General features: G+C 46.3%; 11 protein-coding genes. 6 read left to right on the forward strand and 5 right to left on the reverse strand.

Annotated elements, in window-relative coordinates; translation table 11 throughout:
• Positions 1 to 715: 715 nt before the first annotated feature.
• The 3 genes from AC58QM_RS15000 to uptA form a co-directional block, all read right to left on the reverse strand.
• Positions 716 to 1,339 (reverse strand): MBL fold metallo-hydrolase, encoded by a 624-nt coding sequence (locus AC58QM_RS15000; RefSeq protein ID WP_497285235.1) that lies wholly within the window; start codon positions 1,337 to 1,339, stop codon positions 716 to 718.
• A 21-nt stretch (positions 1,340 to 1,360) separates the two neighbouring features.
• Complete coding sequence (locus tag AC58QM_RS15005) at positions 1,361 to 1,927, reverse strand: thioredoxin family protein (protein ID WP_056618420.1); 567 nt, start codon at positions 1,925 to 1,927, stop codon at positions 1,361 to 1,363.
• A 78-nt stretch (positions 1,928 to 2,005) separates the two neighbouring features.
• Positions 2,006 to 2,605: an undecaprenyl phosphate transporter UptA gene (gene uptA / locus AC58QM_RS15010; RefSeq protein ID WP_497285237.1), complete on the reverse strand. Its 600-nt coding sequence runs from the start codon at positions 2,603 to 2,605 to the stop codon at positions 2,006 to 2,008.
• Between the two features lie 314 nt (positions 2,606 to 2,919).
• On the opposite strand from uptA, the gene AC58QM_RS15015 reads away from it, so the two are divergent.
• The 5 genes from AC58QM_RS15015 (at position 2,920) to AC58QM_RS15035 (ending at position 8,226) form a co-directional block, all read left to right on the forward strand.
• Positions 2,920 to 3,366 carry a cupredoxin domain-containing protein gene (locus tag AC58QM_RS15015; protein ID WP_497285239.1) on the forward strand — a complete coding sequence of 149 codons (447 nt, stop codon included), beginning with the start codon at positions 2,920 to 2,922 and terminating at the stop codon, positions 3,364 to 3,366.
• Positions 3,367 to 3,517: 151 nt separating this feature from the next.
• A complete protein-coding gene (locus AC58QM_RS15020) occupies positions 3,518 to 4,198 on the forward strand; it encodes a response regulator transcription factor (RefSeq protein WP_497285240.1) in 681 nt (226 codons plus the stop codon).
• On the forward strand, positions 4,195 to 5,574 hold the full coding sequence (locus AC58QM_RS15025) for a sensor histidine kinase (RefSeq protein ID WP_497285242.1): 1,380 nt from the start codon (positions 4,195 to 4,197) through the stop codon (positions 5,572 to 5,574). Before AC58QM_RS15020 ends, AC58QM_RS15025 begins: the two co-directional genes overlap by 4 nt.
• Before the next feature lie 73 nt (positions 5,575 to 5,647).
• Positions 5,648 to 7,837 (forward strand): MMPL family transporter, encoded by a 2,190-nt coding sequence (locus AC58QM_RS15030; RefSeq protein ID WP_497285244.1) that lies wholly within the window; start codon positions 5,648 to 5,650, stop codon positions 7,835 to 7,837.
• A 71-nt stretch (positions 7,838 to 7,908) separates the two neighbouring features.
• Positions 7,909 to 8,226: a dehydrogenase gene (locus AC58QM_RS15035; RefSeq protein WP_310499531.1), complete on the forward strand. Its 318-nt coding sequence runs from the start codon at positions 7,909 to 7,911 to the stop codon at positions 8,224 to 8,226.
• A 505-nt stretch (positions 8,227 to 8,731) separates the two neighbouring features.
• Here AC58QM_RS15035 and AC58QM_RS15040 read toward each other — a convergent pair.
• Positions 8,732 to 10,030, reverse strand: coding sequence for an alpha-glucosidase/alpha-galactosidase (locus tag AC58QM_RS15040; RefSeq protein ID WP_497285246.1), 1,299 nt, complete (start codon positions 10,028 to 10,030; stop codon positions 8,732 to 8,734).
• Between the two features lie 145 nt (positions 10,031 to 10,175).
• Here AC58QM_RS15040 and AC58QM_RS15045 point away from each other — a divergent pair, with 145 nt between their 5' ends.
• Complete coding sequence (locus tag AC58QM_RS15045; protein ID WP_497285248.1) at positions 10,176 to 11,042, forward strand: AraC family transcriptional regulator; 867 nt, start codon at positions 10,176 to 10,178, stop codon at positions 11,040 to 11,042.
• A gap of 65 nt (positions 11,043 to 11,107) precedes the next feature.
• Here AC58QM_RS15045 and AC58QM_RS15050 read toward each other — a convergent pair whose 3' ends face one another.
• Positions 11,108 to 12,679, reverse strand: coding sequence for a choice-of-anchor I domain-containing protein (locus tag AC58QM_RS15050; protein ID WP_497285250.1), 1,572 nt, complete (start codon positions 12,677 to 12,679; stop codon positions 11,108 to 11,110).
• Positions 12,680 to 12,732 lie beyond the last annotated feature (53 nt).

Raw genomic sequence — 12,732 nt, forward strand, 5'->3', positions numbered from 1 at the left:
AGCGGGTAATCCTTTTTTTGTCTAGTAGTTTGCTAGATTGATAAATCCTCGAACACATTCAAAAAGAAAAAGGCAACCCCACGTAGACATTCGTCCCGCGGGATTACCTTCCTCTTCCATACCTTCACTTCCAGAAATTAGTATCTACAAATACAGCGTGTAATGATAACCAATAGAATGAACAATACTAGGATGCTAGCAGCTGAATTGTTTTTTGGTGGACATGGAGCTACTGCGTGAGTAGTCACTGGTTTAGGGAAAACATATTCAGTTTGTTGGTAAGACGCGTGCAGGTGGATCGGTTGTTGCATAATTGGCGCTGGCGCTGGAAGCGGTGTAGGCATCGGCATAGGAGTTGGCATTGGCATTGGCATTGGTTGCATTGGGTAATTCGGAACTTTAACATATTCCATGGAAGAGCACCTCCTTCATATTTTCCCTTAAGGGACTTACACAAGCTTACGGTTTAACTCGAAGGTTATTGTTGAAGTTGGGTGAATAGCTTACAACATCAGTCTATGGGGAAGCACCTACGTTGCACACGGTAAACACCCAGTTACTGAATAAATTGGGTGGGTGTCATGGGCGAACGAGCATATAGCAGACATTTCTCCGCCTTCCTTTCCCCTAACTCGATGATTTCGACTATCTTCTCTCCCCCTCCAAAACAAAAAAAAGGACCGCCACCTCATCAGAGGGAGCAGTCCTATTCTCTTTACACATATGGGTTATTCTCACGTTCGAAGCCGATCGTTGTTTTCGCACCATGCCCGGAATAGACGATGACATCGTCATCCAGCAGGAACAGTTTATCCTGAATGGAATCCAACAGGGTATTGTTGTTTCCACCAAGTAGGTCGGTACGACCGACCGATAATTTAAATAATACATCACCACTGAAAAGGTGATTGTCATACAGGAAGCTCACACTGCCTGGCGAATGACCAGGGGTGTGGAACACTTTGAGCTTAATGCCCAGGAACTCCAGCACTTGTCCCTCATCCAAAGAAAATTCTGCTGGATCCGTCACAACTGGAGCACCGAGATCAGGCCAGCGAGCGGAGCCGTTTTTCTTCGGATTCGTTAGCCAATCGGCTTCCAGGTCATGAAGATACACCGGACACCCCTTGAGCTTACGAATCTCATCCACGCCACCCATATGATCGAAATGCGCATGCGTCAGCAGAATCGCCACGATATCCATGTCAGCAATTTTCTTAATCAACGACTTGGGATTCATGCCTGGATCGATAATAATACCTTGATTCGTCTCTGGATTCGACAGTAAGTACGCGTTCGTCTGAACCGGACCCAGGACGAAGGATTGAATGTTAATCATCGTGATGCCACCTTCACCTTTTTAGAACGATTCGATCAATGAACGAAGTTCCTTCACAATAACAGCATGATATCCGTTACCTTCGCCATATTGACGGCCCATTTCGGCTCTGGCTACTTGAATTTTTTCGTTATAATCGGCCGCATCGCGATCTGGATTCTCTTTCTTGAACTGCGTCATCACCGCTTGCACGTTCTTCGGACGAGGTCCCCAGTGTCCAAGCGAGAAGCCGCCAGTATCCGTGAACACGACGATTGGAATCCCACGTCCGCCGCCTGTCAGGAACTGATCAATAACATCATAGTTTTGCTCAATGATAAGAACTTCCGTAGGAATACCGCTATCTTCCAAAGCCTTGAAAACTACCGGCACATTGCGAACAACATCGCCACACCAGTCAGCAGCAATAATCAAGCAACGAAGATCATCGCGATTATTCAACGATTCAAAATATTCTTTGTCCTCTTCATTATCCCAGGCAAAACCATCGTAATACGCCAAAAATTGCTCTTTATTTTTCTCCATACTCTCGATAAACTGTTTCGGCTTTAGGCCTGTACCTAACTTACTAGCAAGATTCGCACCCATCGTTTTCATCCTCCCTAGATCGTCCATATTCTCATTCATTGTATCAAAAGCAAACGAAACCGCCAAATCAATATGTTGCTATGCTTTCGTTTTTCTTTTGAGATAAAATTGATAGCCCGCATACAAGATCGTCAGGACGACCGCAGCGATAATCAATGGTTTAATATAAGGCCCTGCGTATTCGCCGATCGTCTCCCAGTTATCTTTCAATTTCATCCCCAAATAAATATACAAAAACGAGTAAGGAATCAAGGCTAATCCCGTATACAAGGTGAACTTACCTAATGGCATTTTGGCCATTCCGCCTGGCAATGAGATCGCATGACGAACAATTGGAATAAATCTCGCTGTAAAAATCATCCCCGTACCATACCGGTTAAACCAGCTTTCCGCTACATCGATATGATGCTTACTGATCAATAGATATTTCCCATACCTTTCTAGGAAAGGTCTACCGCCGTAACGTCCGATCCAATACAAAACAACTTGAGCCAGCGTCCCCCCGACGACCGCACATAACATGCCACCTACGAAGTTAATTTGACCTTTGGATACAAGATACCCAGCGTAGGCTAAAAGTAATTCGTTCGGAATGACTTCTAGCATAAGTCCAAGGAAAATCCCCCAATACCCCAAGCCTTCCAAATATACCAAAACACTTTGAATCAAATCATGCATGCGTAACCCTCTCTTCGCTTCTTACTTTTGCCTTAAAACCTGCCCCCATGGGCTCATATATCTGTGCTGACTGTGTTGACTATTCTGACATTCTGCTTTTCTAATCTCATCCACATTCTATCATAGACAGGCTCTTATCCTCTACTTGTATGCAACTCATCGTTAAAATACACCAATTGATGTTGGCACACCACCCCATGTTGAGTCAGATTCGCTCTTTCCGGTCAGTGCTGCTATAAGCCCAATAATCCGATTCATGCGCTGACAAGCCCCCGCATAAGATGTACAAGACCCTTGTACAGGAGGCGTACCCTATGTCCCGAGTATGGATTATCAAACGCAAGCATGTCATTCAACTAGCAGCCGCGCTTCTACTCCTTCTCATTGGATGGCTGTATGTAAATCGCGATACCATCCTGCCCACATTAGCCGAACCAACGGCAGAACGCACTATTCACTTGGTTGTTGGGGAGTTCAAATCCACTACCGCTGATGGCAAAACCATCGAGGCTTACCGCTGGGACCCTGGCTCCATTCCCGTTAAGAAGGGTGAACACATCAAGCTCAGCATCCTTGGCATCAATGGTGAGAGTCACCCCTTTTTCATCGAAGGGCTCAATATCAGTGGTGAGATCAAAAAAGGCAAAGAAACCATCGTACATTTTACCGCCAATCAAGCAGGGACGTATCGCCTCATCTGTATGACGCATACTGATATGGCTCATAATGGCCCGATGGTCGGTTATATCGAGGTGTATTAAATGGCCTCTCCAGCGAAACCTTAAACCATCCTTCTGCGAACTCGAATCGTCATCAACAGGCGACTCGACATCAGAAGTGGCATTAAGGTTTTTTTTCGTTTACACTGATGCCAAGCTCAATTGAATCCCAACGAAGAAGGTGCTTCCCTTTTTGAAAACTCATGTACTCGTGGTCGATGACGATGCCCATATACGCGAATTGATGCGCTTCCTATTTTCCAAAGAAGGTTATGCCGTCTTTGAAGCAAGTGATGGTGAACAAGCCTCGCGACTGCTGGAAATGGAACAAATCCATCTCGCTGTTGTTGATGTCATGATGCCGCTTCGTGACGGTTTGGAGCTGTGTGCTGAAATCCGCGAACACTACGACATTCCAGTTCTTCTTGTAACGGCCAAAGGAGAGATTGAAGATAAAGAGCGAGGCTTTGCCTCAGGCACCGATGATTACGTAGTAAAACCGTTCGAGCCGAAGGAACTGCTCTTCCGAGCGCGCGCCTTATTACGGCGATACCAGCTCGTTTCCTCGGAAATGATTACACTTGGCCACACGGTCATCAATCGCAAAAGCTATGAAGTCACGATCGCAGGTGAAACGCTGCTTCTACCGCTCAAAGAATTCCAGCTGCTTGCGCAATTGGCGAGCCATCCAGGGCGCATTTTTACGCGAGAGCAACTGATTCACATGCTGTGGGGCACAGATTATGAGGGTGACAGTCGAACCATCGATGTTCATATCAAGCGACTGAGGGAGCGTTTTTACGAGAAAACTAGTGACTTTATAATTACGACGGTGAGAGGACTTGGTTACAAGCTTGAGGTGACAGAAAGGTGAAAACTTTATATTTTCGCATCGTTGTTACGTTTATTCTCATCGCAATGGTCAGCTCCGTGCTCGCACTCTTTCTTTCGAATTGGTATTATCTAACGAAATTAAGAGATCAGAACGAGGAGCAGATTTGGAAAATTACAACGGAAATTCGCACACTATACGAGGAAATGCCGGGTGTAGAGCCCTCAACCTATTTCACCCATATCGCAAATATGGGCTTCCAGCTTTACGTTGTGAATGAGCAGATGGCTGGGACCTTCTATGGAATGCCATATAAACATACGCAGTTCGATCCAGAACAAATTCAGCGTGTTTTAGCAGGAGAAACGTACCGCGGAATTCTACAAGAGCGTCATGTGCTGATGGTGATTGGCTTTTTTGAAAATAGTCTGCACAACAGTGTCGGTGTTCCTGTTCAGGTGCAGGGGAAAAGGTATGCCTTGTTTGTTCGGCCTGCTCTGGAACAGCAGATCGGCGGCGTTCGCGTCCTGATGGCTTTTCTACTCGGACTTACCTTCCTTTTCAGCATCGTCCTCATCATCATTCTCTCCCAACTTATCGTAAAGCCTATCAAAAAATTACGAGAAGCCACAAAGCGAATCGTTGGAGGCAGCTATGAAATAACGATGGACGTTTCCCGGCAGGACGAGATCGGAGAGCTTGCACGAGATTTCACCTACATGGCGCAATCGCTCAAACAAGTTGAGGATATGCGGCAGGAATTCGTGGGTAACGTCTCCCATGAAATTCAGTCTCCATTGACCTCTATTCAAGGCTTTGCCCAATCCATACTGGATCAGACAACCTCCGAAGAAGAGAAAGATCGTTATCTTCATATCATTTTAGACGAAAGCAAGAGGTTGTCCTCGCTCAGCAAACAACTCCTAACACTAGCCTCGTTAGATAAAGAGAGTCATGTAGTTAAGCGAACTCTGTACAGGCTGGACGAACAAATTCGTCAAATTCTCATTAATACCGAGTGGCAATTGTCTGATAAAGACCTAGCGATTGAGCTGAATTTACCGGAAACTGACGTCTCGGCAGACCATCAATTGATGCATCAGGTTTGGCTTAACCTTATTACGAACGGTATTAAATACGCACGCCCTCATGATTCCTTACACCTCGCGATTCTGTCATCAGAGACGGAAGTCACCGTTACGGTAAGCGACACAGGGAAGGGCATGTCGGAGGCGGAGCTGCCTCATATTTTCACCCGCTTCTACAAAGCGGATCGCTCTCGAAACCGTGCCAGTGCCGGCACGGGCCTTGGTTTATCCATTGTTCAGAAAATCATCGAGCTGCACGGTGGCAGTATTCATGTACAGAGTGAACTCGGTAAAGGAACTACTTTCACTGTTAGGCTCCCTCGAATGTAATCTCCCATTCATCATCCGTTCATATTCCTCTCCTACTATTTGAAATAGATTTAGGAGAGGGGAATGAACCTGCATGAAACCTACTTTATCACGTCTTGCCAAGTTCGTAAGCAGTGCCAAAGGTGTCCGAATCGTACTCATTAGCTGGCTAGCTGCCATCCTTTTATTAAGCGCATTTGCGCCATCTTCCAAAGAAGTCGCTCAAAGTGGTGGTGAAGGCAGCCTTGGTAGCCATACACTGTCTGAAACAGCTAAACAGCTATTGCAAGAGGCCTACCCTTCCCAAGACGGCTTAACCGCCATCCTGGTGTTCCATTCCGAGAAACCCATTACGGATACCGAACGTGGTGCCATAACGAGCATTAGTGCGTGGCTAGCTTCTGATCAGAAGCCGCCTTACGTAACGCGTTCTCTCCCCTTTCATCAAATGCCTGCCGCGAAGCAAGAGCTTTTATTATCCGCAGATCGCACAACGCTCTTGTTAACACTCTCCCTACAGAAGGATCTGGCATCTGGTCCTGTCTACGATACCCTTGAACAGATTCGTCATACGTCGGAGCAACAAGGCATGGGGACTATGAAGCTTGAAATTACTGGTCCTGCGGGCATCTCATCCGATACCATCATGCTCTTCAAAAAGGCCGATATTGTGTTAATGCTCGCCACACTTGGAATTATTCTCGTTATTTTAATCGTCATCTATCGATCCCCGTTGCTAGCCTTGTTACCCTTGGTTATCGCAGGCATGGTGTATGCAGTCGTCGATAGAGTCATAGGCTTAGCGGGCAAAATGGGCTGGATATTCGTCGAGAAGCAATCCCTCTCCATCATGATGATCTTACTTTTTGCCGTGTTGACGGATTACTGCTTATTTATCATAGCGCGCTACCGTTCCGCCCTGCGGACAACGGATTCCAAGTACGATGCGATGTCGAAGGCTTTCTCCAATGTAGCTGAACCGATTTTCTTTAGCGGCGGCACCGTGCTAATCGCCATGCTCACTTTATTCACTGCTGTGTTTAAGCCCTATCATAGCTTTGCTCCTGTGTTTGCCATCGCGATGGTGGTCATTTTGCTCGGTGGACTGACTTTAATTCCTTCTATGTTTGCCTTGATTGGGCGGAGAGCTTTTTGGCCGTTTATTCCACGTGAGGAAGCGGCACTTGTGAAGGAGGAGCCTCGCGGCTTCTGGGCGTGGATTAGTACTCGCGTGACCACAAAGCCACGGATAACCGCACTTGTGCTCATAATCGTACTGTTGGCACCTGCGCTATCTACACTAGGCATGCGCTACTCGTTTAATCTCATGAAATCCTTCCCTAGCGATATTTCTTCCAGACAAGGTTTTGAAATTCTGGAGGCACGATTCCCACAAGGGGAATTGGCGCCAGTCACTGTCCTTTTGGAGTCGGAGAAAGCAGTGGTACGGGATGATGCGTTTATTAGCAAAATGAATACACTGACCGGAATTATTCAAGAGCGTGAGGGGATTAGTTCGCTTACAATGGCGCTCGATTCTGACAATGCCATTTCACCCAAGCATACGGTGAAGTTTCAACTAATTTTAAAGATGAATCCCTATGATCAAGCCGCGCTTGAGGTGGTCTCCGGCTTACGTATGGATAGTGCTGCCATGCTTGAGCAGAGTGGCTTCGAGCCTGGCCAGTTCACCCTGCATTATGCTGGCCAGACTGCGGAACAGCTTGATGTTCGTACTATGAATAAGCGTGATACGCTCGTTATTTTCTCACTCATTACGGTATTGATTACAGGTATGCTCATCTGGCAGTCCCGTTCAATTCGACTGGCGCTCACCATGATGGCCACCATGCTGCTGTCCTACGCAGCTACAATGGGAATCGTGTGGAGTGTGTTTCATTTCGGATTTGGTCACGATGCCTTCAGCTACCGTCTACCTGTGTACACGTTTATCTTTCTCATCTCGTTAGGTGTGGACTATAACATCATTTTGGTATCTCGCGTGCAAGAAGAAGCTCAGCGCCATCCATGGCAAGTAGCCGTGCAACGTGGTGCTGCATTAACTGGTGGCGTCATTTCTTCAGCTGGCATCGTGCTGGCGGCGACCTTCTGCGTCTTAATGACGCAGCCTTTACAGGAGCTGCTGCTGTTTGGCTTCGCGATGGCTGCTGGTATTCTTATCGATACCTTTCTCGTACGAGGCATACTGCTTCCAGCACTGATGACTAATATGGAGCAGCGTGTGGATACAGCGAAGCTTTCTTCACGAACTTGGGCGCGCTAGGTCCTTGTCACGAGTCGCTCTCCGCCCTCTCTGTGCATACACATATCAGAGAGAGGAGCGTAGATCCCTGTATGGTGTATCAGAATCAAAGTGAACGTCACAAACAGCAATACCCTAACGCTCGTGCTATTCGGAGAGCATGTAACAAGGAATTATATCGAACCATTAAGCGGCTCAAAATTTGGCTGACCCCCGAACAAATCAAGTCCGCTGAGACCATCTATGTGAAAAAAGTGATACTGAATCTCCCCTTCATCGTCGATAACGGCAGCAACCGTCGCTTACTAGCCGACTGGTTCGCCGAACACGTAGGACCAGAGATCGCCCCTATATGGAATGTCGAGCTGGAAAGCTTAACGGAGGCGTTCCGCGACGCATTCGGCGGTTAATATCACGAAAGGCCCGGAGTGATTCCGGGCCTTTTTGCTATTCCTCTGCCTTGCTCTTTCTGCTATTTCTGCTCTTTCTGCTCTTTCTGCTACTTCTACTACTTCTGCTACTTCTGCTACTTCTGCTCCTCCACTCCTGCAAGTTTTTAAAAAGATGCAATAATACAGCTTTTTCAGCTACTTCCAACTCTAATTCGGTGATTTGATGCAAAAATACATCAATTTCACCTTTATTTCCGACTCCGTCCTCAAATGACCCCAAAAAGATGTATAATCGCAGTTTTTCCTGATATTTCACGAAAAAACTCCGCAAAAGCTGCACTTTTGCAGTTTTGTAGAGTTTGGATTGTTAGGTTGGGCGTTTTTTGACGATGGGAAAGTTGGGGCGGTTTGTGGCGGGACGAGTCCTTCCTACTCTTTCTACTCAATCTATCCTTCCTATCCTCTCCCCACCCTTACCCACAAAAAAAGCCGCGGGGCACAACCGCCCCCGCGACCTCAACCATTATTTAAACTCAGGCAGCCATGTGCCATGCGCCTCAATCATCTCGTCACACATCGCGACGATATCATCCATCGACAGCTCAGCAGCTGTGTGCGGATCTAGCATCGCAGCATGATAAATATGCTCACGTTTATGTGTAATCGCAGCTTCAATCGTCAACAACTGCGTGTTGATGTTCGTACGGTTCAACGCCGCTAGCTGCGGAGGCAGATCGCCTACATAGGTAGGTGTAACGCCATTGCGATCTACCAAGCACGGCACTTCGACACACGCTTCGCGCGGTAAGTTCGTGATTAAGCCGGTGTTCATCACGTTACCACCGATCTTGAACGGAACATCTGTCTCAATCGCCTCGAAAATGTACGAAGCATACTCATGTGAACGCACATGCGTCAGGTTCGCATCGTTCACAAGATCCTCGCGCATTTGTTTCCATTTGCTGATTTGATTGACACAACGACGCGGATACTCATCCAGCGGAATGTTGAAACGATCCACCAACTCCGGGTAGCTCCGTTTAATGAAATACGGGTGATACTCAGCATTATGCTCGGAAGATTCCGTAATATAGTGACCGAATTTCAACATCATTTCATAGCGAACCATATCCTTGTGCTTCTCTTTTTGCTTCTCAGCTGCACGCTTCTTAATCTCCGGATAGAGATCAACGCCATCTTTGGATACCTCGAGCAACCATGCCATATGGTTAATACCCGCGATTTTCGCTTTCACACCTGTTTGATCAATTTCCAAATGCTTAAACAACTCCGGCACGCAAGCCTGCACACTGTGACATAGACCTACTGTACGCACACCGCCATACGTATTCATCACATTCGTCAATACAGCCATTGGGTTCGTGTAGTTAAGGAACAAAGCATCCGGACACACCTCACGAATATCCGCAGCAAAATCCAGCATCACTGGAATCGTTCTCAAGTTGCGGAAAATACCACCAATACCAACCGTATCGGCAATCGTTTGACGCAAACCATATTTTTTCGGAATTTCAAAATCCGTAATCGTACATGGATCATAACCACCTACTTGGATCGCATTTACCACATATTTAGCACCGTTAAGCGCTTCTTTGCGGTCTGTATACGATTTAATAATGGATGTGCTTCCACTCGTCTTCTTGATGTTATTCAACATATTTGCCGAGTCTTGCAACCGTTCATGATCAATATCAAAGAGAGCGATTTCAAAGCCTTGTAATGCGGGTGTAAGCAAACAATCACCGAGTACATTTTTCGCAAAAACCGTGCTTCCTGCACCTAAAAAAGTAATTTTGGACATGTGAGATTCTCCTCCAATAGTTCATCTATTTCATATCTTTACTATAGCGCATGCTCGGTTTGAAAAATATGGATTGAAACAACTCCAATATGGACATTTGTAGTTTAATAGGGTACGCTCAAAATAAAAACACAGCGAGGCTTCTATGATTCCAGAGCACACCTATTTCTCAGTAAGTATTAACCCCCTTCATAGTAACCTTGAACTGTCCGTGCTTTTTAGCGGTGAAGGCAGACCTTTCCCGCTCCACAAAACGGGACCCGCTGTTCATGATTATTTTTTGATTCATACCGTACATGCGGGAAAGGGTACTTTTGAAATGTGTGGACAAACCTATGACTGCCAGGCAGGGGATACCTTCATAATTTATCCAGGTGAGCTGTTCACCTACACCGCAGATGCCAATACGCCTTGGCACTATACATGGGTTGCTTTTACCGGCCGTGCCGCAAGCACAACACTTGCACAAATCGGCATGTCACCCGAGCAAGCTGTTATATCTGGCAGCACGCCACGAACAATTAGGCACTACTATCGCCATATTCGCTCCTCCTTTCGCCAAAGCGATTTCCCCCAGTTGGATGAATTGGAAGCCGAAGGCTGGCTGCGCTTGCTTCTACGTGAACTTGGCCGTGTGAATACACACCATATTTCCGTTAAACATACGGCAGAAACCGATATTAAGCGCCAAATTGGCCAAGCCATCCGCTACTTAGAGCTGCAATACACCCAAGCTGTTTCTATCGAGCATCTCGCTCGCAACCTGGGTTATCATCGAACCTATTTATGCAAAATGTTCAAACAATCTACCGGCTTGTCCCCTATGCAGTATTTATTCAACATCCGTATGGAAAGAGCTAAGCAGCTGTTACGAACAGCCATGACGATCGATCAGGTTGCCTCGTCCGTGGGCTTTAACGATGCGCTCTACTTCTCCAAGCAGTTTCACAAATGGAGCGGTTCTGCGCCTTCGGTCTATCGTAAGGAACTTAGAGGCAATCAGTCAGAGTGACATTCCCTCATGACATGTCGAAGAGCCTATGCCAACATCTTGGCATAGGCTCTCTCAACACTTTATTACTTCACGCCATAGAAACTAAGCGTTCCAGATACTTCATCTGAACTTACAAATAAGTTCTTTCCGCTTACTTTAAGGATACCCTCTGGTGACTCGCCGCCGGATGGCAATAAGCCCAAGTAATTTGGCTTTGTTACATCTGTAACGTCAAAAAACAAGATGGCACTCGCACGCTCAGAGGCTACTGCGAGCATCGGCTTACCATTGATAAGTCCAATAGTTAAGTTCTCCACTTCGCTGCCTTTGTTAGCACTTCTGCTATCGGGATACACACCGACTTGAGCTGCCATTCGATCAATGAGCTCCATGCTGTCATAGATGGCTTTACCTTGTAAATCCCACACCATAATATTGCGTCCGCCCGCTTTAACGCCGTCTTTAAACTCATCCTTACCTAAATCGCCCTCGTTGGCTGTAATCACATACTTCCCATCCAAAGACCATACAATCCCGTCCGCTTCAGGGCGCGCCGTCATATCTTCGGTAATCGATACTTCACCATTGCTCTTCAAATCAGCTTTATGCTTTGTTACCCCTAAACCGAACGTATTGATAATTTTTTTGGAAGCTAAATCAACGATAGTGATCGCATTATTCTCTTGCAGGGTAATTGCAGCTTTTGAGTTATCCGGGCTGATCGCTACATACTCCGGTTGCGGATCTTTCGGATAAGTCACGCCGCCACCTACTTGCGTTAAATCAATCTTCAGCTCCGTATGTACACCTTTCAAGACGTCACCATTCGGGAACTCGATAATGGATATCGAACCTGGACGCTTGACGCTCTTCATATCAATTTCACCTGTAGCAGGATCGATCTCTTCATCCTCATTACACACCACAGCGTATTTACCATCGCTAGAGATGGTAACGGAATCTGGGCCTACGCCGATTTCATAGGTCTTAACTGTCGCTTGTTTCTCAATATCCACAACAGCTAAGTAACCTTTATTTGCTACATTTACGTTGTCGCCAGCGCGAACACCTACAAGTACGTACTTGCCATCAGGTGTACTCACGACACTCGTCACTTCAGCTTCTTTGGAAAGATCCAAAAAGCTAATCTCTTTCTTAACCGACACGGCTGCTAGGTTCTCAATGGATACCAATGCGATGCTGCCCAAATCTGCCTGGGTAACGATTAACGTTTTACCATCAGGCGTAGACGTTGAGATCTCAGCCTTTTTATTCGGCATTTGATACGTTGTGAGCAATTCCAAACCTGTTTTATTTTGAAGTTTAATAACTTCATTCTGAATTGTTTTGAATGCATCTTTGCTTATTTGTGCAGAACCATCGATCAGGTACGGCTTTTTATCCAATTGAATGGATTTCCCTTGAAAAGTAGCCTCAGTGGAATCCAGTTTCACTAATGCTTGTACGCCGCCAACTTGAATTTGAACAGAACGATCCTTGTCATTCCAAGTCACTTTGCCTTCCATTCCTTCAATCGTCTTACGTAATGGAAGATCCGTTGTTTCTGCCAATGCGTAAGTAGGCGTTAATCCTGCTACGAGTAGTAAGCCAGCCATTGCCCCGCCAACCACAGTTTTCATCATTTTTTTCAACACAAACACCCCTCTTATTGGAATATGCTCTTCCAGCATAGAGGAGTAGTGTTAAT

The sequence above is a fragment of the Paenibacillus sp. J22P165 genome (assembly GCF_059692015.1).

Excerpts from the sequence above, each read along its gene's own strand:
- AC58QM_RS15000 (WP_497285235.1), bottom strand. The coding sequence starts at position 1,339 with ATGATTAACATTCAATCCTTCGTCCTGGGTCCGGTTCAGACGAACGCG.
- AC58QM_RS15005 (WP_056618420.1), bottom strand. The coding sequence starts at position 1,927 with ATGGGTGCGAATCTTGCTAGTAAGTTAGGTACAGGCCTAAAGCCGAAA.
- uptA (WP_497285237.1), bottom strand. The coding sequence starts at position 2,605 with ATGCATGATTTGATTCAAAGTGTTTTGGTATATTTGGAAGGCTTGGGG.
- AC58QM_RS15015 (WP_497285239.1), top strand. The coding sequence starts at position 2,920 with ATGTCCCGAGTATGGATTATCAAACGCAAGCATGTCATTCAACTAGCA.
- AC58QM_RS15030 (WP_497285244.1), top strand. The coding sequence starts at position 5,648 with ATGAAACCTACTTTATCACGTCTTGCCAAGTTCGTAAGCAGTGCCAAA.
- AC58QM_RS15035 (WP_310499531.1), top strand. The coding sequence starts at position 7,909 with ATGGTGTATCAGAATCAAAGTGAACGTCACAAACAGCAATACCCTAAC.
- AC58QM_RS15040 (WP_497285246.1), bottom strand. The coding sequence starts at position 10,030 with ATGTCCAAAATTACTTTTTTAGGTGCAGGAAGCACGGTTTTTGCGAAA.
- AC58QM_RS15045 (WP_497285248.1), top strand. The coding sequence starts at position 10,176 with ATGATTCCAGAGCACACCTATTTCTCAGTAAGTATTAACCCCCTTCAT.